The organism is Cytobacillus solani (assembly GCF_001420595.1).
In the GTDB taxonomy this organism is placed as follows: Bacteria; Bacillota; Bacilli; order Bacillales; family Cytobacillaceae; genus Cytobacillus; species Cytobacillus solani.
The window spans coordinates 1,619,085-1,639,378 of sequence record NZ_LJIX01000006.1 but is presented as its reverse complement, the minus strand read 5'-3'; the positions used below and the strand labels follow the sequence as shown (position 1 = coordinate 1,639,378).

The following is a 20,294-nucleotide window of genomic DNA, read 5'->3' as shown; positions in this document are numbered from 1 at the left end:
AAGATTAATATTCACTGTATTAACAGCATTTGAAAACGCATTCTTAATTATATAACAGCATACACAATGTACTATAACAGATTGGAGTTTCGCAAAATTGGAACGTTATGGTTTAATTTCCACTTATTAAATGGTCAAATTTTGTTTCATACGTGATAATGTGGGTAAGTAAAATAAAAGGGAATCTTTTATAGGGGGCTATAAAAGAGGTGGATTTATGAAGCAACGTGATTATTACTTCGATAATGCTAAATTTATTTTGATTTTCTTTGTGGTTTTCGGACATTTTTTGCGTTCCTATATTGGGGAAAGCGAAACGATTTATACTTTATATAAGGTGATTTATACCTTTCACATGCCTGCTTTTATTCTCGTTTCGGGTTATTTTGCAAAAGGCTTTCACAAAAAAGGCTATTTGCCAAAGATTGCAAAGAAGCTTATTTTGCCATATATCATCTTTCAATTAATCTATTCAATTTTTTACTACTTTTTGTATGATAAATCAGATTTTCAAGTGGACCCGCTTACACCGCATTGGTCTCTTTGGTTTTTAATCAGCTTGTTTTTCTGGAATCTTCTTCTTCCGCTCTTTGCAAAATATAAGGCGGTTTATTCCTTATCAGCTGCATTATTAATAGGACTAGCAGTAGGATATTTTGATTCCATTGCCAATTATTTAAGCCTATCAAGAACCTTTGTATTTTTCCCGTTATTCTTACTAGGCTATTTTATGAAAAAAGATCATTTTTACTCCTTATTAAAACCCAAAATTAAAGTGGCTGCAGGCTTTATATTAGCAGTAGTTTTTGTAGGCTTTTATCTATTTCCAGAAATTAATTATGAATGGCTGCTTGGTTCAAAGCCATATTCAGAATTAGAAGTAACATCCATAAGTGCTGTTTTTACTAGATTCGGATTTTATCTATTAAGCTTGATCATGGTGTTTACCTTCTTCACGCTTGTTCCCAGAAAACAATATTTTTTCACTAATCTTGGAAAAAACACCTTGTACGTTTATTTATTGCACGGTTTTTTCATAAGAGTGTTCAGAGAAAGCGAAGTACAAGATTACTTTACAAAGCCAGAAAACTTCCTATTGCTAGCGTGTGCATCGCTGTTACTCTCTTTGCTCTTATCAAGCAAATATATTACATCATTTGCTCAGCCGGTTATTGAATTAGAAATATCAAAATTGAAAAACCTAAGAATTAAAATCCAATCACTTTTACGCTTTTATCGCAAAAAAATGTTAAATTAAAGATTAATGGACGCATCACGCTTGCGTCCTTTTTTCCTGCAATCGAAATCATTGACTATATTGGAATAGTGGGTTTATAATAAATTTTGTTGTCTTATTATTAAGATAATACTTGTCCCAGTAGCTCAGTAGGATAGAGCGACAGCCTCCTAAGCTGTAGGTCGTAGGTTCGATTCCTATCTGGGACGCTAATAGAAGAGACGCTATGTTATCGCTATTTCAACCGTACAATCATTACGGTGACAATTACGATGACATAGCGTTTTTTCGTCGTATATAGGACGTCATTTTAGTGAACGTAGGACATAATCGGTGACATAAACGGAGGTTATAGGACGCGATGAAACGGAAGTATATTGCGGAACGAGGGGCGAAAACAGCCTCGCAAGTCTCAAAGCCTAAGGTTGACCGACAGACCCCGATTGACGAGGCGTTGGCTATTTTTGTTAGAGCGAAAGAGGCCGGAGGGGTTCGACCTGGAACTGTCGATGGGTACAACGCGACGATGCGCTACTTTTGCGAATGGCTCGGCGACGACACGAAGTACATCAATGATATTGACGCGGACACAATACGAGGTTACATAAATTATTTGCGCATCGAAAGAACTCCGTATGAAGGCGACAAGCAACGACAGCGCGAAGGTAAAAAACTATCGGTAAATACGATTAATATCCGGATTCGGACAATGCGAACTATGTTCCGATTTCTACAGACCGAAGGCATTATCGAAACGAACCCGATGGAAAACATTTCGCAAGTCCTCGACGACGAACAGGAAGAAGTGCCGGGGCTATCCGACGAGGAAGTCGACAAGATACTCGCCGCCTACGATGACAGACGCTACGCTCAATGGCGCGACAAAACGCTCGTATTGCTTCTATTAGATTGTGGCCTGCGTATTAATGAAGCGTTATCACTAACGGAGGAACAAATTGACTTTCGGCAATTAACGCTCTATGTGCCGTCACAGATTGCGAAAAATAGAAAGAATCGCGAAATCCCAATGAGTAGAGAGGTCGCGAAAAGACTGCGGCAGTTATTGGACGAAACGAGAAGTTATTTTGGAGATAGTAGCCAGTTGTTTATGAACGCATATGGCGACGATTTTAGCGCGGACGCATTTAGACGTAGACTTAACCGCCTGAAGAAAAAGCTAAATATACCGCGCTTGCATCCGCATATGTTTCGGCATACTTTTGCGAGAAACTACATATTAAATGGCGGAGATTTATTTACACTGCAACGAATCTTAGATCACGCAGATATTCAAACAACGCGAAAATATATTCAGATGGACAACGAGCATTTACGCCAACAGCACAATAAATTTTCGCCGCTTAGAAATATCGTTAAACGAAATGGTATACGTATTTAAAAATGGGACCCGCGGACAATCCGACGGGTCTTTGTTCAATCTTCGACAACCGTCACGTCAACCACGTCCGCCATGCTCACGCGCTCAATTAAACCATTCGCCAACTTAACCCGAAACTGTTGCGAAATCATATCGACGTATTTCACATGTCCGTTTACCTTCGAAAATCTGCCCGCCGTCCACACCGTAAATTCTACCGGCAAGTTGAACTCCATTGCGAAATCCACGCGCGAGTCAAATTCGATACGTTGATATTCGTCGACTACCGGCTTATCAACTTTCGCCATTTCGTCGGCAAGCCACGCCATCGCTTCGACTTGCTCCGGAAGTATGAATCCCTGCCACTTTTTCATGCCGCGTTCTTTTAACATTCGTAGTACCTCCGTTAGTTTTACGTATATTATATACGAACGAACGTTCCTTTACAACGACTTCGCAATCTCGACGAGCAAATCCATCAACAACGGAAGCATTTGCACCAATACGTAGCCCAGTCCCGCTTTTTGAATCATTCCGAAGCCACGATCCGCGTTCCCCACCATCACGAACAGCCCGCCGCCTAGCATCATTACGAGCGAAATCGGATAACTCAACGCCTTGACCAACTCGACAAGGGGCGCAAACGCACCGACCACTTTCGCGGTGACAGCCCCGTTAACTGCGCCAGCCGCAGCAAGCGAAACATCGCCGAATGTTAGAGACAGCACAATGACGCCGGCAGTTACGCAGGCTTTGACGATTGGTTTATAATTTCGCTCTTGCGGAATCCGCAAAGGCTCCTTTCGCGCCATAAACTCCTTAACGGACATCGTTTCTTTTCGCTTAAACATCGAAATCACCCCTCGTATAGATTCTCGCGTCAAGACATTCGCACATTTTCGTTAACTGTTTCCGGCGGTACTCTGTCGTCGTAATCCAAATAAACTTCGGCGACTTTTCAAATACGCCCAACTCGATCAGCCGGCGATACTTTGCTAGCTTCGCCCTGTTTTCGTTCATTTTCTGCGCGTTATCAACTTCGCAAATAAAGTAACGACCTGCCAGCGTAAACAAGGCGTCTGCGATAACCGTTACCTCATTTTTGACCGCAAGCTTAACCTCGCTTTTCCATGACGACGGGCAGCCATGCGCAAAATAAAGGCTATTTCTCATTAGATGATGCGTAATTTGATGCGTCTTCTTTAATACCTTCGTTGCTCCGACGCGCTCACGTCCGGCAGCGTTTAAATAGTAGATGTTTTCGCCCAGTCTGACCGTATTCAGATAATCGCACATATCGCTTAATATTCGATTAGCGTTGCGATCACCGCCGAGTCTGTGTAATCGTTGAATTTGCGACCGACTAAGAAATCCCAATTTCTTCAACGACAAGAGAATGCTTTCCTGGCGTTGCTCCTTTGCTATCGTTGCTTGCATTCGTATCGCCCTCCTTGCGCGCCTTGATTGTAATGTGCGGCCCGATAATGCGATCAATCGTTTTATTACTAATATAAGGCGTCTGAATTTCCGTACATTTTACCTTCTTATATATTGCACGTCCTTGAACTAACGGTAGTTTTTCCGCACCTTCTTGGTCGATAACGACCTTACTCGCTATTCCGGTATCAAGCACGAAGCACAGGCGCCCGATACAATTCCGTTTTATCTGCGAATCAATCGTTTCAGCCGTTGGGTATTGTGTCGCGTAGACCAAACGCTCTCCTGCCGCCCTTCCGCGTCTAGCAATGTCGATTATTATATCAACGCAATTTGAATCGTCAGCGATGTCGGCAGCTTCATCAATAAACGTGAAATAACGCTCTTTTATGCCTGCTTCCTTTACGTCCTCAAATCCGTTTGCTTCGAGATAGTCCATCGTTTTATTCATGCGCTGCTGAACCGATTGCAACGCTTCGAGCGCTTCCTCCGCATTCTTCGCGACAGTTTCGACTTGTTTAGCTTTGCGAAAACGAGAAAACGACAGCCCGCCCTTTAGGTCGATTAGCGTGAATTTTACTTCGTTAGGCTTTCGGTGAATTAGCGTTGTTATCCATAGTTTCAGAATGTTGGACTTTCCGAAGTCAGTCGAACCGCCAATTAAACTATGCGCGATTTTATCGAAATCGTGCCGTATTAGCCCTTGCCGACTCATGCCCGCAGGAACTTGCCAGCCTTTTAATGATGCGAAAAGTGATTCGTCAATTTCGAAAAACTCCGTCAAAGGCTCCTTATAAACGCGAAACTTTAACATGCCGTCAAACTCGACTTCAACCTCCTTATGCTCCGTTTTCTTTTTCGTCGCTAGTTCCCGCAGATGCGAAACAACGTCACGACCTCGCCAGTTAATCGCGCGTAAGTCCGCCAGCGAAATATCGAGTACACGTCGTTTTGCGTTTAGTCCGTCCTGGAATCGGTCTAGTTTATCGCGGAATTGTTGCGACGATAGCCCTTGCGGAAGCTGAAATACGTATTCAACGTAAGAGCCTTTATTAGTCCGGCGAAAAGGACGTATCTGCGTGCCGTCTTTTGCGACAAGCCCTGCGTTGGCTGCAATCCGGATAATGTTTCGCGTGTCATTGCCGCCTAGTCCGAGTTGGTGTAAGTAGGACGCGCCGACAAGCCCACCGACCACAGCCGACGAAAGCACTTCGAACAACATAAGCAACACCACCTTTTATTCGTAGAATAGTCCCAGCGAAAAGGAAGGTAACGGACAAGCTTACGACTATTGATACGTAAGAGTTTCTGCTATTCCTTTTGCAATTCTAGGCGAGAATTTTAATCGGAATAGTAAAAGGTATGGTGCGCTGATTGTCCGTTATGTTACTTTTTTGCATGTATGAAAAATTTGGCTCCTGTCGATACTTGTACTAAAAACGCAGGAGTTGATCGTTATGTTTTCATTTTTCGGATTAGGTAAAGATAGAACGAAGTTTGGACGTTGGTTAGATCGGAAGGAAATAACGCAAATCGAATTAGAGGAATTATCGGGGTTAAGTCGAAGAACAATTTCGAGGTTATGTAACGATAAAGAGTACACGCCTAAGTTTTCAACTGTCACGCGCATAAAGAAGGCGTTAAAAAAGATAGGCGAAAGCGTGCCGGATGATTATTTTGGAATGTAAACGCAAAAAAACGCCATAACCCACGGCTTGGATGACCGTAGAGTTATGGCGTTAGTGGAATTTTTATGTCGTAGTCTTTTGATTCATACGTACTATCATTAGTTAACGTCCATGTTAAACGTACTTCTTTAACGTCAGCAAAATCCTCTGGGCTATCGGCATAGTAAACGACATAACCTTCATGCTTTGTATCTCCCAGGTGCTCGCCGCCAACGTCATTGCTTCCGAACATGTTCGCTTTTATTTGCTTTTGATTAATAACTGCGGCTCCCCATTCAACATTATTGAGGAAAGTAACGTCAGAGCCATTGTATAATTCGAAGTAAACGCTCATAGTCTTATCATCAAATTTAACGCTTGTGATTTTTGTTTCATACCCTTGGAAGTTATCCGACCAAGTGACGACATGTTCCGTCGCTCCAGATTCCTCTTCTTGTGAATTGTCAACGCTCTCAGATTCGATATCTTTATTCTCCGCCCCGACCGCTATGACTGGACTATCGCTCTCTTTTTTAATGAAGATGTCCGGCAAGAGTGAACCAAATATATAAATAGAACTAAGTGCAGCAACCACTATTAATATTATTTTTGATTTCTTTTCCACCGTAAATCCCCCTCTCCTATTCCTAATTTTACCGTAGTTACCAACGTTAGACAACTACAAATATGTACGTAAGAGCAAGCGTATAAGTTTCGCCTGCCCTTGTTTTATTTATTCGTCTTTACTCCGCGCCTTCTTCGTCACGTCGTTGTTCTTCCAATATGCCCACAACGAAGCGCCCCCGAGGAATGCCAGCGAAATAAACGTGCTAACGCCTTCTTTGTCGACCGGCAATACACTGTTGCCCGACATTTCCAGTCCGCTATTAAGCAACGCGAGCAATAGAAGTATGAACCTCGTAACTGTTCCCGCGTTAATTGGTTTAGTTTGTTTCGTCATCTACTCCGCCACCTTTCCGTTTTTAACCGCTTGAATCACACCGTGTACGACGTGCCACAGGTATAATTGCGTAACCTGTCGCGTCGGGTTCTTGCCATCCGTAATGCCCCAACGTTTGAGGTCTGCGATTACCTTTTCGTCGTTTGGCGTTAGTTTGTATTCCTCGGTTTTGTTCGTCACTTGTTCCGCCTCCTTCAATTTCAACGCGAATATTTTCGCTACTCCGTCTGCGATCGCTTTAGCTTGCGCGTGTAACTTCGCCTTGTCGCGCAAAGCTCCGATATCGGTCGTGCTGTCCATGAATCCGCCTTCGGTGAGAATCGCAGGGATTCCGTACGTCTTGCCCGCGTTAAGAATATGCAAGTCGCTCCGGGGTTTGATTCCTCGATTACGCAAACACATCGCGCTCACTATCGCCGGCTGTACAGCTTCCGCAAGGGCAAGCGAAACTTTGTCCGCGCTTTGATGGACTAACGTCTCAACTCCGCCCCATGCGCCCCACTTCGAGGTGTTTGCGTTATGGTGAACGCTAATAATTACGTCTGCGCCCCACGCTTTTGCTTTGCGAGTACGCTCCGTAAGTGAGACGTCGGTCTTGCCCGTCGGGTCGTCTAGGCGCAGGACTTCGACGTTCTGATATCGCTTCAATTCGGCGATAAGCGCAAGCACGACCGTATTATTAAACGACCATTCGCGTTCACCGTCGGGCGTACGTTTGCCTGGTGTATTGAGTCCGTGACCTAACCAGCGTCTATAACGATTTTGAATGTTTTAGACATGGACATCACTCTCCTTTTCTTCACTCAAAAAGCGCCCCGTTTCCGGACAGCGCTCTCTTTTGAATTCATTTTTATGTTCTTCGGAGTGGCAATCGTAGCAAAGCACTTCCAAGTTATCTAATTCGTTATTACTTCGATTTCGGTCTTTATGGTGAACTTGTAAATTTTCATTGATACCGCATCTGTTACAACTATCTCCATAGTATCTCAACGCCTTTTTTCGATAATGCTTTACGTCAATTCCTTTGTAGTTATTGAACCTATAATCAAACAACCAAGGAACAGGCGCGTGGTTTTCGCTGATTTTCTTTTTAACTTCATCGCGCCAAGCTGGGTTGTCAGTTAAGTTTCTGTAGGTAGTCCCGCATGAAATCGAGCAAAACTTTCCTTTACCTCTTCTTATATATGACGGAAAAGTGAAAAATGTAGTTCCGCACTGTAGACAGTTCCGCTCTACACTAGCCAATTATTAATCGCCTCCTAGTTTCGATTTGATGCCGCGAAGTTCTTCGATAACCACGTCGTACTTTTCGCTGAACTTGTCGAGTAAGTCGTGAAGCCGTGACTCGCGCTCGGCGTTCGTTTGCTCCTGACGGGCTTCGCGCTCCTTGTTCGTTTTCATTACATAAATAAGGAGCCCTACGAATAATACTGCGTAAGGCCCCTGCGATAGAAGATATTTAATTACTTCGGGATTGTCCACGTTGAATCACCGCCTTTGATCGTTGTTTATTGCTCATCCTCGGCCATAAGCTTATTAAGAACTCATGGAAGCACGTTTTTCTAATTCTTTCTTTACGTCCGCCCTCAAGAAAGCAGGAACAGCAATTTCGCCCGGTTGTGGATTTTCCAACACTCTTAATCCCAATTCTACTAAGTCCGCATACAAAATTATCATTCTATAAAACTCCTTTCATTGTTAACGTTTCTACTAATTCAGCTAATGCTAGTTGATTATTGATCTTATCTATTTCCTGTTTTTCTATACTTTCTGCCAAGGCTAGTTGTAAGACTAACTTTTCTTGCTCTAAGGTTTCCAACTTTTCTTCAAAGGTAGGCAGTTGTGGCACAGAAACATCAGGCTGGTTTTCGTCTCTCCACTTTTGAGAAGGTGTTACCAATAACTTTGAAGTAACTTCACCGTCAGCATTCTTTGCAACATGCCACTCACCCCATTCATCAATAATAACTTCATACATTTACAACACCCCGAATAACTGAATTTTTGTTCCTGGCGCAAACTTGAAATTCACATCAGGTATTGATAACTCAATTGATGTTATTTTTTCTATAACAGGCGACCTCAAAAGCACTAGTGACCCAAATTTTTGGGAACTACCTGATGAGCCGGTAATGTACTGATTATGTTTAATTCGCTTAGCTTCCCCTTGCTCATTCGAGAACTCAATTTCTGCATAAGTAGCCTCATTTGTGGTATTCACCTGACTATAGAAGTGACCAATATACAACTGTGAATCATGGTTTACATTAGTAGTACTTGAACCTTGGAATGATATACCTCTAACTGTCCCTACTCCACTTTCATTTATCTTCAAACTAACTGGTGCTAGTCCTCCGTTTGTGTTGCCTGGAATAATAGATTTAATAATTAACTTTAGGTCTCTATACTTGGTCGGTATACTTGATAGAACTATCGCCGAGGTTGATACGCTAGGCTCTACTGTTGCGATTAACTCAAACCCACTAATGCCACTTCCATCTGCGTTTATTACATTCCCATCAGCATCTAACATAGCCACCCCGTTCGGTTGACCTTTCTCACTTAACGGGATTTGCTTGACGTTATCTACGTTCCCAAGTCCAACTTGAATTTTATCCACGCCGTGGGGATTCGCTTTATCAGCCAAATGCGCATCAAACTCCGCCTGCGTAACTTCACCAGCCTGCGACCCATCCGCGTTAATTACCTTTCCCTCTGCGTTCAACATCGCAAGCCCACTCGCCGAGCCAGCCTTCCCGTCGACCGCCTCCGCCAACGAGTTAAGATGCGCAACAACATCGTTCGCCATGTTTCCAGTTACAGTCGGTAAATTTAGTTTCGGTGTACTCACTGCGCTATTCCTCCGTTCTTTATTTCGTCATACGTAAGCCCGGTCGCTTTTATCTCGTCGTACGTTAACCCCGTTGCTTTAAGCATGTCATACGTAACAAAGCGAAACTTGAACGCTAACTGTAAATGCGCCGGTATAATTTCGCGCAATGCTCGCTCAACGTCGTCGAGGTTTTCTGGCACTCCGTAACTTGACGTAAACTCAACGGTCACGAGATACTGCGTCGTGTTTTGCGTAACCTCAACTTCTCCCGCGTACCACGATTCACTAACGGATTTAATCAAGTCGACCGTAACCGTACCCACTCCGCGCAACTTCGCCTTAACGACCGACCTTCGTTGACTCAACGGCTTGGATTCGTCTGTCGTTACGCCGACAAGCCGCTCCCATCGCGAAAGTCCCCACGTAGCTGTGTCGATGAAGAACTGCGAAAGCACGTCGGCTATTTGCGCGTTCAGCCGTTCAAACTCCGCCGCTTCCGATTTGATTAAGGCGTTTGACTCGCGAAAGTCCTCGTATTCGCGCGGCCCATAATCGAACATATCGCGTTCAATGTTTCGCGTTAAATCTGTGCCGAGAAACTTCACGTAAACACCACCGTCCCGACAACGCCAACTTGCTCGCTAGTCGGCTGAATGTTCGCTGTTCCGCCGTTAACCGTCAAGTTTTCGTAATCGATAATCGGGGGTACGCCGAGCAATAAGTTTGCGATTTGTGTGTAACGGATTAACTCCGGCTCGCCAGTATGTTCGTTAGTTACGAACGCGACCGACTTTAAATATGTCGCCAATGCCGCGCTAAACTCCGCTTTTACTTCGTCAAGATTCGCGCCTGGGGCAAGCGTTAATGTCGCCGACACATTAATCGTCAATTCTGTCGCACCAACGACTGTCACCGTCGCGCCAATCGGTGCAACCTCGTTAATATGCGCCGTAGCCGCTTCAACGACCGAAGGCGCTGGCGCTGTCTTTTCATCGTCGAGCAAGACGACTTTTACCGTGCCTGCGCCCGCCCATAACGGATAGACTTTCGCGTCGCCCACACCGGCAACCTCTTTCGCCCATTGTTCGTAATGATACTTGTTGCCCGACGTGACCGGCTTGCTTACCTTGTCGATGTATCGCGCGAGTAATGACGCGTCCGATTCTGTGTCGACCCCGCCATCAAAAGGTTGCGAGTTATTCACGGTAACGATACCAGTTAGGTCGCCAAGCACAAGCGTTATTCTTCCTTGCGCAACGTTTCCGTTAATGCCTCCGGCTTCCGCTTCGGCGTTGATCGTGACTACTCCGTTTGTAATCGTGCCCTCGGCTGTTGTTGCGAAATAAACCGGCTCGACTTCGTCTGTTCTAACGCGAGTGCCGACGGGTATGACCGTGCCTTCCGGACCGCTGAACGTAACTTGACCGATTGCCTTGACGGACGGCTTACGATAAACGCCCATTTCTGCGCAACGTAAATCGAGGAAATTAGATGGCGTGTCCTCGGTCGCAAATCCAAACGTCAACACTTGGTCGAGAGCGAGATATGCCTGAGCAAATTCAATCGCAGCCGGCGAAAGCAAATCGTTAGTTACCGAGCCTTGACGCTTATCAATGTCGTCGTTAATCTGCGCAAGTAAACGGGCAAGTATCGCGTCTTTCGTTTCATTTTCGTACATTATAGCCCCACCTCCATTTCGTCGAGTATTACGTCCTCGCCTTCCGTTGTGACCACGCGAAAGCTGACGAATAACTTGTCGCCGTCGCGAGTGACTTCGAAGTCGGTTACGTCGGCAACACGGTCGTCGTAAATCAGCGCCTCGGTTATCACGCGCGGAATTTCCATTTGCAAAAGTTCGAGCGACACGTCTGCGCCGATTAGTTCGTCGAGTTCCGAGCCGTATTGCTCGTCGTAAATTAAAAAACGAAATCGCGCCGTCGTAATCGCTTTTATGATGAATTGGCGCAAGGCTTCTTCACCGTCGATTAGTCCGCTGATTTCGTTTGACTCGTAGCTTAGTCGGTATGTTTTCGATGGCTCGACTGTGGTGATTTCGTCTACCGCGTCGACCCTTTCTTCGATTGGCTGAAACGGTGATAACGCCATTACACCACCGCCTTGTCGAGAACATAGTAAAGTTGCCCCTCGTTCGCGGACACGACGATCACTTGGTCGCCGGGGCTTAACGGTGATTTGACCGTCATGGCTGCGTCCGACACTGACACCGACCCGCCGGTAATTGAAACCTTTCGCGTATGTTCCGTTAAGTGTTCTGCGATAATTAAATCAGATTTATCGAGCGTTAAATTATCGCTATTTAAACGGATTTGCAACGAAGGAGGAGGCGCGACAACCGTTGCCAGTTCGACATCAACGTCGGTATTATGTCCGTGCTTTTTCATCATCTGAATCAGTTTTGCTGCTCCGCTTCCTTCCAGTCGCCCGTTATTTTGGTTTGTCGACAATGCCCAATTCCTCCTTCGATATTTCGATTGTTGGTAAGTCGTAAGTATGCGAAAGTTCCAGCGTCATCATGTGCGAGCCGTTCTGATACGTATGGCTGTCGCTGGTGACGTAGTAGCCGCCGATAATACCCGTCATTGGCTCGCGAACATAGACGGCTGTTCCGGTGATAATTTCGTCGATACCTAACGCAGTAACGGTCGCTTGATCGTCGATTACCGCCCGTTCTTTGAGTAGCGTTTTCGCACGCTGTTCGACTTGTGATTTCGTCGCATCCTCGTCCATCTTTTCGACCGCTTGCATGATGCCGTATTGCTTTTCAAGCGCCGAGTCTTTCGCTGTTGCTACGAACTTACCGTCTTTACCGCCGATAACCTTGACGCGCGTTTTCGTTTCTTCGATAGATTCGGAGTAACTGGCGCTAATGATGTTCGTGCCTGCTTCGATTAGGTATTGCGCTTTCTGCTCGACACCCGACGTTATCATGAGCCGTCCGTTTTTACTCCATATAAAAAAGCGCTTGCCCGTCTGCTTTCGCGTTAAGGTTAGCGCCATTAGTAAAATCTCGTATAACGTTTTTTCCCGGCAAATAAGCGTTGGGATTACGTAGCCCGTGTCGGCTATTTGTCCGTATTCGATGCCGAAGTCTGCGCAAAGTCGACGCGCAATATCCGACGCTTTAACTTTCGAAAACTTGCGAGTTTCGACCGATTTTAGTAGGTAAATATTTTCGTCGTAAGCCGTAATCTGCATGTCGCCCTTTTCGTTGATATCCGTTGAGAAGATTACGCCGATAAAACGCACCGTGTTGTTATTGCGAAATTCGATTCGCTTACCTTTCGCGATACTTACGGCTTGCTTGTGTCCATCAATCGTGTTTTTCAAGGTTAACGATAATTGACGATTAGGTTTTTCGCTGTGACCCGATAAATCAGCGCTAATTACTAACGGCGTGATTTCGAGGTCGTTGTCGTAAATTACTTTCAATCGCGCTTCACTCATCGCGGAATCACCAACTTTTGACCTGGATATATCAGGTTCGGATTCTTGCCGACTATCGCTTTATTTGCGTCGTACAATTTACGCCATTGATTGCCGTCTCCGTACTCGCGCGCAGCGATTTTCCAAAGCGAGTCGCCTTTCTTCACGGAGTAGTTCGTTGATTTTGACGGAGGTGGCGCCGGTCTTTCGTTGCCCTTCGAAGCTTTCGCCTTGCCATCCGACTCTTTGACCTTCTTTACGGTAAAATGGCGATATTCCTTTAGTGTCATCGAGAAGTACAAATCGCCAGGGCTTCCTGCACGTTCTGGCTCGACCGTAAAGTCCCGAATAGTTACGTCGAAATTTACGATTGTACCAGTCACAACAAAACGAATAGGCTTTCGCTCGCGTTTCCAGCGCTCAAGTAAATTGTGAATATCGGTAGGTCGTGGAAGGCGCGAATATTCGCAATAAGACGGATTATAGTCACGCGGAAAGAATGACGAAAATGTAACTTCGCGCAACATGACGTCTCCTATCACGGTAATCTCGCCAAGTTGCGCGACAGTGACGTCCTCGAATCCGAAGGGGCTACTTACGGACATTGTTTCGGGATTGACCGGTAATTGGATTCGCTTGCTCCCGTTGATTAGCCAAAATTGTACTTTTCCCATTACGGCATTTGCGCCCCTTCCATTTCGATTAGTTTCGCAAGCTCTTGCGCGACCTTTTGAATATCGGAATCTTGGCGCACGTGGAACGTATTTCCCGATATTACAACTCCACCATGATTGCCTTTACGATAAGCCGCCGCTTCTCCGCGAGATAAGACCATTTCGTCTTTGTGTAGCGAGTAGGTCGCACCGTTATAAGGCACACGGCTAAGACCTCCGTTTTTCTTCGGCGGAATAATTCTGGGCGAAGCTTTTTTAGAATCCCCTTTTTTGGCGTCTTCCCTCATCTTCATACCCATGTTATTCGCCCATTTAAATGGTGCTAACATCGGTATTTTGAACAACTTAGATTCGTTCATTTTTTGGTTTTGCCACTTTGCAAAAGTATCACTGGCACTACTTGCCATCGCGGACCCGACAGCCTCTCCGATAGTAGTAGCCGCCTTGACGATTATTTCTTGTGAGGCAATCAGACCGACAGCCATAACCTCCAGAAGTTCCTTAGTGATTCTATTAATTTTCTCCTGCCCACCATTAGCCAACCAAGTCTCAAATCTTCCCCAGATATCCTCAAACACGAAAATTACTTTCGCCGAGAGAGATTCAAGCTTTTGAAACTCCGGATTATTTGTCAGTGCTTGAATCCAATTACCGATTCCTTTCGCTGCGTTAATAAAACCCGTCATAACACTTTCAAGAATCTTCGTTCCAGTCTCCTTGAAATTTTCAATCGTCATGGCACGCTCAAGATTAGCTTTGAACTCTTCCGGCGTAAAGAAGTTTCGGTTCGCCATGACTTCGCTGACAGTCGCCATGTTATTTTTAAGCCCGTCTAAAAACGACTTAATCTTCATTAACGCTGGCTGACCCATCGTACGGAGAATTACGTTCGTCTTTTCTTTAATTTGCGCCCAAATACCGAGCGTTGTTCCACCCATCTCGTCGATAAGTTTCTGCGTCATACCTATTTTGTTAAAATATTTGTCTAGCGCCTCTAACTGGTCCGGCAACTCCATCTTCTTAATTTCGTTCATGACCTTCTTCGGCATTTCGAAACGTCGAACAATCGAAAAAGCATCTCCGGAGAACAACTCACGCAATGAGAACACGGCCCCTTCGACCCCTTGATACGGGTCAATCGCAGCCATACGTTCAGCTAACGACCACATTTTTTCGAGTTGCTTCATGTCCTTCGACTGCGTCAAGAATGACTTCGAGTTGGCGAGCATTGATTGCGAATCCATGATCGGCGAGTCTATCGCGAACTTGTCAACGAGTTTCATGTAGTCTTGACCGAGTTTTTTATCGTTTAACATGGCGCTAATAGTAATCGTAGATTGCTCGTACTTCGCCGCCTGACCAATTGTTTCTTCAAATATCTTCTTCGCTCCCGCAGCCGCAGTAAATGCGCCCACAAGTCCGTGCAAACTCGTCGTTAGACTGCCGATGGCTCGTAACGGCGACGTTAAGACGCGGTTAACACGGTTCATAGTGTTGATGAATTGACTACCATCAAGCGATAATGTTGCGCGTAAATTGAACGCCATTATGTGTTACCTCCCTTCTTTTTACGGAAGTCTTCTTCCGCATCGATTACGATTAACTCGGACGCATACATAAACTTTCGAATGCGCCATTCTTTGCGATACACTTCGTCAGGCGGTATTCCGTGATTTTGGAAAATTCGATGCAACAAGTACGCTTCTCCGCCTGACTCAATTAGTTTTTTACCTCTTCCACCTCGTCGTCGGCGTTATCGACGAAACCACTCAAGCGAAGGATTGCTTCTTGTAATGCGATAATTTCGCCGGCTAGTAACGCTTTTAGTACACAGTCACTCGCGTCTCTTGCGCCATACTTTTCGAGTAATTTCGCGTTACTGAAATCGGGATTGACACAGCCTGCGACAATCAGCGAACTATTAAACTCTTCCTCGTTAAATTGCGCCTTTCGCTTCGAACCTTTGCCGACGTAGTGCGTAGCTTCATCGCGAAGTTTATTGATCGTTTGACCGTCGATTGCCTTCACGGTAAAATGCGTATTTAATCGCTTAATAAATACCTCTTGTTCGATTTTCAAGTCTGCGCCTAATAACGCTTCTAGTGCGTCCATTTATATCATCCTCTCGGTAATTTTCGAATTTAAAAAGGCGAGCAAGCGCCCGCCATAATTTTTAGTTCAAGTATTCAAATCCGGTAAAAGTAAACGGCATTTCGTCCTCAACAATACTTCCGACTTCATATTTCAGTAACGGAATACTGTCGAACTGTACGCCCTTCAAGCGTACCCATGTCTTGCCGTCGTGGTTTTCCGGGTCAACTAGCTTCATGACTAATTCGGTCACGAATACGCCTTGGTTGTCGTCAGTAACTTGTGCAATTCTCATGGATAAATCATTAGTCACTTTATAACCCGTCATTGAACCACTACCCGTTAAACTAACCGTCTTATGTCCAACCCATCGCGTACCAGCTATACGAATCTCTTCCTTACCAATGTCAACATTTGCTTCCGCTGCGGTGATATTCGTAAGCCATTCCCCATCGTGATACATCTTTCCAAATACACCATTAAGTGCTTTACTCGGGTCCATCATGCGTTATTCACCGTCCTTATTGCGTTGATATAGTTAAGAAGATTCGTTCCATCGAATCGATTTCCGTAATTGAAATGAATAGGAATACTTGGTCGCCCTTCGACTCACGTTGAGGGTCTAGCGTTACCACGATGTCGGTAACGACGTTATTAACTTCGAGCGTTTCGAGATACGCTTTGATTGCGTTAATCAGCGCCATTTGACCATCCTCGTTGTTGTCGAGCTTTCCGATGTAATGGTCGCGTGCTGTCTTTTCGACGTCCGTCGCGATAGCTTGACGTGCGCGCACCTTGCGGATTTTCTGCTTGCCGGTCGTAATTCCTTGCTCAACGATGACCTTTTCGCCATCGTGAACGAGTACAAGTGAGCCGGTCTGCAATGCCGTCACGATTTCGCTATTACGTAGGCGTTTTGTCACGTCATCGACGCGTACTTGCGCGTAAGTAATTGAGCGATTAATTGGCGTGCCTGCGATAAGCCCTGCGATATGAGCCGAATATTCTGCGCTCGTGTAGTCCTTGTCGCCAATCGTTACGCCCGTAATTAAGTTAACGGTCGCGTCGTCGGCAAACTTCGTCGTCCTTGCGTTTCCTGTCGCCGGATCTTGGTCGGCTACTGCGTCGCCACCTGTTACGAAGAAGAAATGCTTTTTCTCCGTTTCATTTCGTTCGCGCCAAACAACAGTCGCGTCTTGTTGCGTCGCGCTGATTTCGCCGTCGTAAACGAATACATTAAACGGACGTGCTTCGAAAGCTTCGCGCGCCTCTGTGTACGCGATTTCTTCTGTTACTGCGCCGTCAATCGTCGGCATTGTGTAAACAAGTACCTCTTTCGCACCTCCAGCCAGTGCGAACACGACCGACTGAATATTCGCTTGACCAAACATTATAATCGCGTCGCCCTCGCGTTCAATCGTGTAGAACTTTTTCGCAACCGCTTGACCGGCGTGTTTCTTGAGTGGAATCGCTACAACTCCGCGCGCGCCACCGGTAATTTGCGCGATTGCCGCTTCAACAAAGTTTGTGTAAAGCCCTGGCCGTATTGGCAACGCGGTCGGGTCCCATTGCGTAATCGACATTCTATCGTCCTCCTTCTTCGATTCTTGCGTCTACGTGCATAATTTTCGGCGTGACCGGTTGTGTCCGTGGTTCACGCAAACTAGCCCGCAAGACGCCTAATATTGCCATTACCGTTCCGCTCTCCGTTTTGAATGGTTGCGAAAATGAAAAAAACTCCAATCGCAGGTAACGGTCGGAGTTTTTCAACGGTATTACTAAAAAGTCATTCAATTTTCGTTCAAGATGCTCGAACTTTTGCAGGCAAGCGAACTCGTTCTGCGCGAAATATACGATTTGATAATCGCGATCAAGCCGGTAGTGATAATTCGTCTCGGTCGCGTTGCCACTCGACAAGTAACGCACGATTAACGTGTTCGGCTTCAGCTCGACGGGTATCTGCTGATAGTGAACGTTCGCGCCCGCAAATAACGGCTCGATAAATTCGGTAATTGATTCGATTTCATTTACGACTGACGCCACGCTACCACCCCTCTCGCGTTAATTGTTCGCGTATTTCGCGTTCAAGCATTTGTTGCCAGCGTTGCTCACTTTGCTCCGCCGGCTGTTTCAAGAATTCTTCGACGGTTCCGGGCGTTCGTAAATGCTTACCATCCGCCGCAAATCCGCCTTCGTGAATGTAATAAGCGTAATTAAATTGCTTACTAGTCATCGCGTTTGCTTCGATTTCTACCATCGTATCAAGGCCGCTACCTTTGACTTTTCCATCGATTTGCTCGCGAAGGTTGGACGTGTCGAGTGGTGCTACGTCAACAGCTCCGCGCTTCCAATCGTCTTTAATGTCGCGCATGCCCCTTTGAGCCCCACGACCTGCAGCCGCCGGCGACCTTTGAATTAAATTACGCAACGGCGAAAGGTCTAAGTTAAATTCATTCCGCGCCATCTATACAAGCACCTCCGTCAACACCGCTTTACCGTTCAGCCCCCGCACACGACTTACGTTTATTGGCAGGTAAACTCGTGTGTTGCCGGATTCGTCCGTGTATAAAATTTCGTCGGTCAAACGTATGTCTGTGAATTTATCGAACAGGATTTGCGCCGAGCTGACGACTTCTTCGGACAGCGTTTGGACTGCGCCTGGCTGTTGCGAGGTACGTCGGGTTAGCTTTGCGCCTTCATCGACTCGGCATTTCAGCGTGAATTCAATGTCGGGCGTAATTTCGATTCCCCAACGGTCGGTTTCGCCTTTTCGCTTTACGGTAACGGTTTGTTTTAATGGAATGATCGCCATTTACAACACCGTCCACTTTACTTGGCGACCGCTAGGTACGCCGATTACGTCATAAACCTCTGCGGGAATTAGTGAGTCAATGTCTTTTTTCGCCCAGTCTTTGAAAGTAAATGCGATACCCTTAATCGAGAATGACGCTACCCCTTGTTGTTGTAACTTGTTCGTATCGTTAAACGCAGCTCCCAACACTGCCGCGAAAATGAACACGGCCTCATTCGGAATGTTTTTACCGGTGAATTTACGGTCAAGTGTCCGTTTACTTACGTTTAGGATTGCAGTTTTTCTATCGTCGTCTGCGTCAAGAAAATCCTCGTTATCAAGCGTATTAAGGCGAATATATTCCGTCGCCTCTGTTAAATTCCAAGCCAACGCAAGCACCTCCGTTTAGTTATTTTCCGGAGGACTTTTTCGCTGGCGCTTTCGGTTTTGTTTTCGGCGCTTCCTCCGTTTTTGCTTCGGCTTTCGCCTCTTCGACGCGAGTGGCATCGGCTAGATTGTCGAGTACCGCGATTGCTTTTGCGTCAGTAGTCGAAAAGCTACCGCTAGAAAAAGCGTGTAGCTCTCCGTCCACGTAAAACTTTAACTCGCGGTATTTTGAGTTATATACCGCCAATTACTTCGCCCCCTTGATACGTGCATGAGCCGCCTCTTGAAGGAACTCAAGCGTGTATTCGCCGACAAGCATTCCTTGTAGATAGTCGCCTTTCTTTCCAAGGTACTCGTGCGAGAACTCACGGCCAGTTAACGGCTTAACCGCGATACGGTTTTTATCAACGATTAGAACTTCATCTGACGCTAAGTTGTCGTTGATAGAAACGTCGAACTCTCCGAAATCAGTAACGATACGGCTTACCACTGTTCCGCGTGTGCGATCAGCTTGCGCAATGTCAACCAGGCTCTTGTCGAACTTACCGATAACACGTTTTTGTTTAGCAGGTACGATTACCTCATACGCACCACCTGTTGCGAAACCACCCTTCGTGTAAATCGCTTGGAAGGAGTCATTTAACGCCTCAATCGTTAAATCAGCGCCTGCTAGGTCGGTTACGTTCGTTTTGATAAGATGACGCACTCCGTCCATTTGGCGTACTGTTCCGTTTTCATACTTAATACCGTTGATTAACGCCTTTTCTAATTGCAACGCAAGTTCAAGTTGTTTCTTTTGCTTCTCGTATTCGTATAAGTCGTCAATTCCGTACTGACTTACTGCCGCCGCTGTTCCGCTGATTTCAACAGTGTCGTCGAAAATTTGCATTAAGTTGGATTTTCTTACGCGTGCCTTGTATCTAGCAGCACGAGCGTCGCGTCCTTCTTGCCCCTCTACGAATTGAACTTCGATTTTAGCACCGTCTGCAATATCAGCCGCAGTTGTACCAGCGTACCCACGCGCTACTACTAGCTTTTTCGCAACTACGTCAACGCCAGTAACCAAAATCAATTCTTCTCCGACTTTAACAACTTGGTGCGTACGGAATGGTTCTGCGTCAGCTACTACAATTTCCGTGTCGGCCGCTAGTTTTGCGCCAACTACTTTACTTTCCTCCGCGAACATTGAATCTTCAAACCACACATGCTCAACCGCTGTCGCAGGATTACTGAATCCCACCATTTGTAGAAATGGCGTTTGATACGCGTTTAATAGTAATAGTTGATCTTGTACGGACTCGCGTACTCCGATTAATTCACCTGATAGGATTTTACTCATAGTTAAATAACCTCCGAAATTTAATAGTTTTTGAAATACAAAAAGCTACCGCGTT

The 20,294-nt window shown here is 45.7% G+C and carries 32 protein-coding genes and 1 tRNA gene; 4 read left to right on the top strand and 29 right to left on the bottom strand.

Annotated features, from left to right (window positions below):
* Positions 1-217 precede the first annotated feature (217 nt).
* The 3 genes from AN957_RS10050 to AN957_RS10040 all read left to right on the top strand — a co-directional run bounded on the left by AN957_RS10050 (position 218) and on the right by AN957_RS10040 (position 2,636).
* The gene (locus tag AN957_RS10050) at positions 218-1,258 is read left to right on the top strand and encodes an acyltransferase family protein (protein WP_053475383.1); all 1,041 of its coding nucleotides are present in this window, start codon (positions 218-220) and stop codon (positions 1,256-1,258) included.
* Between the two features lie 114 nt (positions 1,259-1,372).
* Positions 1,373-1,446: transfer RNA gene (locus AN957_RS10045), tRNA-Arg, on the top strand.
* A 152-nt stretch (positions 1,447-1,598) separates the two neighbouring features.
* Positions 1,599-2,636, top strand: a complete 1,038-nt coding sequence (locus AN957_RS10040) for a tyrosine-type recombinase/integrase (RefSeq protein WP_056683936.1) — start codon at positions 1,599-1,601, stop codon at positions 2,634-2,636.
* 35 nt (positions 2,637-2,671) lie between these two features.
* On the opposite strand, the gene AN957_RS10035 is transcribed toward AN957_RS10040, so the two are convergent.
* From AN957_RS10035 to AN957_RS10020, 4 genes are read right to left on the bottom strand one after another with little or no spacing between them, the layout of a single operon-like run.
* Positions 2,672-3,007, bottom strand: a complete 336-nt coding sequence (locus AN957_RS10035) for a YolD-like family protein (protein ID WP_056683934.1) — start codon at positions 3,005-3,007, stop codon at positions 2,672-2,674.
* Positions 3,008-3,058: 51 nt separating this feature from the next.
* On the bottom strand, positions 3,059-3,466 hold the full coding sequence (locus AN957_RS10030) for a hypothetical protein (protein WP_056683932.1): 408 nt from the start codon (positions 3,464-3,466) through the stop codon (positions 3,059-3,061).
* Positions 3,459-4,052 (bottom strand): replication-relaxation family protein, encoded by a 594-nt coding sequence (locus tag AN957_RS10025; RefSeq protein ID WP_075209123.1) that lies wholly within the window; start codon positions 4,050-4,052, stop codon positions 3,459-3,461. The genes AN957_RS10030 and AN957_RS10025 overlap by 8 nt, the downstream gene beginning before the upstream one ends.
* On the bottom strand, positions 3,979-5,274 hold the full coding sequence (locus AN957_RS10020; RefSeq protein WP_056683925.1) for an FtsK/SpoIIIE domain-containing protein: 1,296 nt from the start codon (positions 5,272-5,274) through the stop codon (positions 3,979-3,981). Before AN957_RS10020 ends, AN957_RS10025 begins: the two co-directional genes overlap by 74 nt.
* A gap of 235 nt (positions 5,275-5,509) precedes the next feature.
* On the opposite strand from AN957_RS10020, the gene AN957_RS10015 reads away from it, so the two are divergent.
* Positions 5,510-5,740: a helix-turn-helix domain-containing protein gene (locus AN957_RS10015; protein WP_056683921.1), complete on the top strand. Its 231-nt coding sequence runs from the start codon at positions 5,510-5,512 to the stop codon at positions 5,738-5,740.
* A gap of 43 nt (positions 5,741-5,783) precedes the next feature.
* Here AN957_RS10015 and AN957_RS10010 read toward each other — a convergent pair whose 3' ends face one another.
* From AN957_RS10010 to AN957_RS09900, 25 genes are all read right to left on the bottom strand, one after another.
* The gene (locus AN957_RS10010) at positions 5,784-6,344 is read right to left on the bottom strand and encodes a hypothetical protein (RefSeq protein ID WP_056683918.1); all 561 of its coding nucleotides are present in this window, start codon (positions 6,342-6,344) and stop codon (positions 5,784-5,786) included.
* A 108-nt stretch (positions 6,345-6,452) separates the two neighbouring features.
* Entirely contained in the window at positions 6,453-6,680 is a 228-nt protein-coding gene (locus AN957_RS10005) for a phage holin (protein WP_056683916.1), read from the bottom strand.
* Complete coding sequence (locus AN957_RS10000; protein WP_082446529.1) at positions 6,681-7,448, bottom strand: N-acetylmuramoyl-L-alanine amidase; 768 nt, start codon at positions 7,446-7,448, stop codon at positions 6,681-6,683.
* A 3-nt stretch (positions 7,449-7,451) separates the two neighbouring features.
* A complete protein-coding gene (locus AN957_RS09995) occupies positions 7,452-7,925 on the bottom strand; it encodes an HNH endonuclease (RefSeq protein ID WP_056683909.1) in 474 nt (157 codons plus the stop codon).
* A 3-nt stretch (positions 7,926-7,928) separates the two neighbouring features.
* Entirely contained in the window at positions 7,929-8,162 is a 234-nt protein-coding gene (locus tag AN957_RS09990; protein ID WP_056683908.1) for a BhlA/UviB family holin-like peptide, read from the bottom strand.
* A 54-nt stretch (positions 8,163-8,216) separates the two neighbouring features.
* Positions 8,217-8,357 (bottom strand): CD1375 family protein, encoded by a 141-nt coding sequence (locus tag AN957_RS28070; RefSeq protein WP_172797632.1) that lies wholly within the window; start codon positions 8,355-8,357, stop codon positions 8,217-8,219.
* Position 8,358: 1 nt separating this feature from the next.
* Positions 8,359-8,658 (bottom strand): hypothetical protein, encoded by a 300-nt coding sequence (locus tag AN957_RS09985; protein ID WP_056683905.1) that lies wholly within the window; start codon positions 8,656-8,658, stop codon positions 8,359-8,361.
* Complete coding sequence (locus AN957_RS09980; RefSeq protein WP_156341136.1) at positions 8,659-9,408, bottom strand: hypothetical protein; 750 nt, start codon at positions 9,406-9,408, stop codon at positions 8,659-8,661. It lies immediately after the preceding gene.
* 119 nt (positions 9,409-9,527) lie between these two features.
* The gene (locus tag AN957_RS09975; RefSeq protein ID WP_056683899.1) at positions 9,528-10,118 is read right to left on the bottom strand and encodes a YmfQ family protein; all 591 of its coding nucleotides are present in this window, start codon (positions 10,116-10,118) and stop codon (positions 9,528-9,530) included.
* Positions 10,115-11,191, bottom strand: a complete 1,077-nt coding sequence (locus AN957_RS09970) for a baseplate J/gp47 family protein (protein WP_056683896.1) — start codon at positions 11,189-11,191, stop codon at positions 10,115-10,117. The genes AN957_RS09975 and AN957_RS09970 overlap by 4 nt, the downstream gene beginning before the upstream one ends.
* Positions 11,191-11,619: a DUF2634 domain-containing protein gene (locus tag AN957_RS09965; RefSeq protein WP_056683893.1), complete on the bottom strand. Its 429-nt coding sequence runs from the start codon at positions 11,617-11,619 to the stop codon at positions 11,191-11,193. Before AN957_RS09965 ends, AN957_RS09970 begins: the two co-directional genes overlap by 1 nt.
* Positions 11,619-11,978 carry a DUF2577 domain-containing protein gene (locus tag AN957_RS09960; RefSeq protein WP_056683890.1) on the bottom strand — a complete coding sequence of 120 codons (360 nt, stop codon included), beginning with the start codon at positions 11,976-11,978 and terminating at the stop codon, positions 11,619-11,621. Before AN957_RS09960 ends, AN957_RS09965 begins: the two co-directional genes overlap by 1 nt.
* Positions 11,959-12,978 (bottom strand): XkdQ/YqbQ family protein, encoded by a 1,020-nt coding sequence (locus AN957_RS09955; protein ID WP_056683887.1) that lies wholly within the window; start codon positions 12,976-12,978, stop codon positions 11,959-11,961. The genes AN957_RS09960 and AN957_RS09955 overlap by 20 nt, the downstream gene beginning before the upstream one ends.
* Positions 12,975-13,631 (bottom strand): LysM peptidoglycan-binding domain-containing protein, encoded by a 657-nt coding sequence (locus AN957_RS09950; protein WP_056683884.1) that lies wholly within the window; start codon positions 13,629-13,631, stop codon positions 12,975-12,977. The genes AN957_RS09955 and AN957_RS09950 overlap by 4 nt, the downstream gene beginning before the upstream one ends.
* A complete protein-coding gene (locus AN957_RS09945) occupies positions 13,631-15,178 on the bottom strand; it encodes a hypothetical protein (protein WP_056683881.1) in 1,548 nt (515 codons plus the stop codon). Before AN957_RS09945 ends, AN957_RS09950 begins: the two co-directional genes overlap by 1 nt.
* The gene (locus tag AN957_RS28065; protein WP_172797631.1) at positions 15,178-15,327 is read right to left on the bottom strand and encodes a hypothetical protein; all 150 of its coding nucleotides are present in this window, start codon (positions 15,325-15,327) and stop codon (positions 15,178-15,180) included. The genes AN957_RS09945 and AN957_RS28065 overlap by 1 nt, the downstream gene beginning before the upstream one ends.
* Before the next feature lie 23 nt (positions 15,328-15,350).
* A complete protein-coding gene (locus tag AN957_RS09940; protein WP_056683873.1) occupies positions 15,351-15,743 on the bottom strand; it encodes a phage tail assembly chaperone in 393 nt (130 codons plus the stop codon).
* A 61-nt stretch (positions 15,744-15,804) separates the two neighbouring features.
* Positions 15,805-16,227 (bottom strand): phage tail tube protein, encoded by a 423-nt coding sequence (locus AN957_RS09935; RefSeq protein WP_056683872.1) that lies wholly within the window; start codon positions 16,225-16,227, stop codon positions 15,805-15,807.
* 16 nt (positions 16,228-16,243) lie between these two features.
* A complete protein-coding gene (locus AN957_RS09930) occupies positions 16,244-17,305 on the bottom strand; it encodes a phage tail sheath subtilisin-like domain-containing protein (RefSeq protein ID WP_056683868.1) in 1,062 nt (353 codons plus the stop codon).
* 1 nt (position 17,306) lies between these two features.
* A complete protein-coding gene (locus tag AN957_RS09925; protein WP_056683863.1) occupies positions 17,307-17,765 on the bottom strand; it encodes a hypothetical protein in 459 nt (152 codons plus the stop codon).
* A gap of 1 nt (position 17,766) precedes the next feature.
* Positions 17,767-18,186: a hypothetical protein gene (locus AN957_RS09920; RefSeq protein WP_056683862.1), complete on the bottom strand. Its 420-nt coding sequence runs from the start codon at positions 18,184-18,186 to the stop codon at positions 17,767-17,769.
* Positions 18,187-18,534 carry a hypothetical protein gene (locus AN957_RS09915; protein WP_056683861.1) on the bottom strand — a complete coding sequence of 116 codons (348 nt, stop codon included), beginning with the start codon at positions 18,532-18,534 and terminating at the stop codon, positions 18,187-18,189.
* Positions 18,535-18,912, bottom strand: a complete 378-nt coding sequence (locus AN957_RS09910; protein ID WP_245637774.1) for a hypothetical protein — start codon at positions 18,910-18,912, stop codon at positions 18,535-18,537.
* A 10-nt stretch (positions 18,913-18,922) separates the two neighbouring features.
* On the bottom strand, positions 18,923-19,147 hold the full coding sequence (locus AN957_RS09905; RefSeq protein WP_056683852.1) for a hypothetical protein: 225 nt from the start codon (positions 19,145-19,147) through the stop codon (positions 18,923-18,925).
* On the bottom strand, positions 19,148-20,239 hold the full coding sequence (locus AN957_RS09900; protein ID WP_056683849.1) for an SU10 major capsid protein: 1,092 nt from the start codon (positions 20,237-20,239) through the stop codon (positions 19,148-19,150). It abuts the gene before it with no gap.
* Between the last annotated feature and the right edge of the window lie 55 nt (positions 20,240-20,294).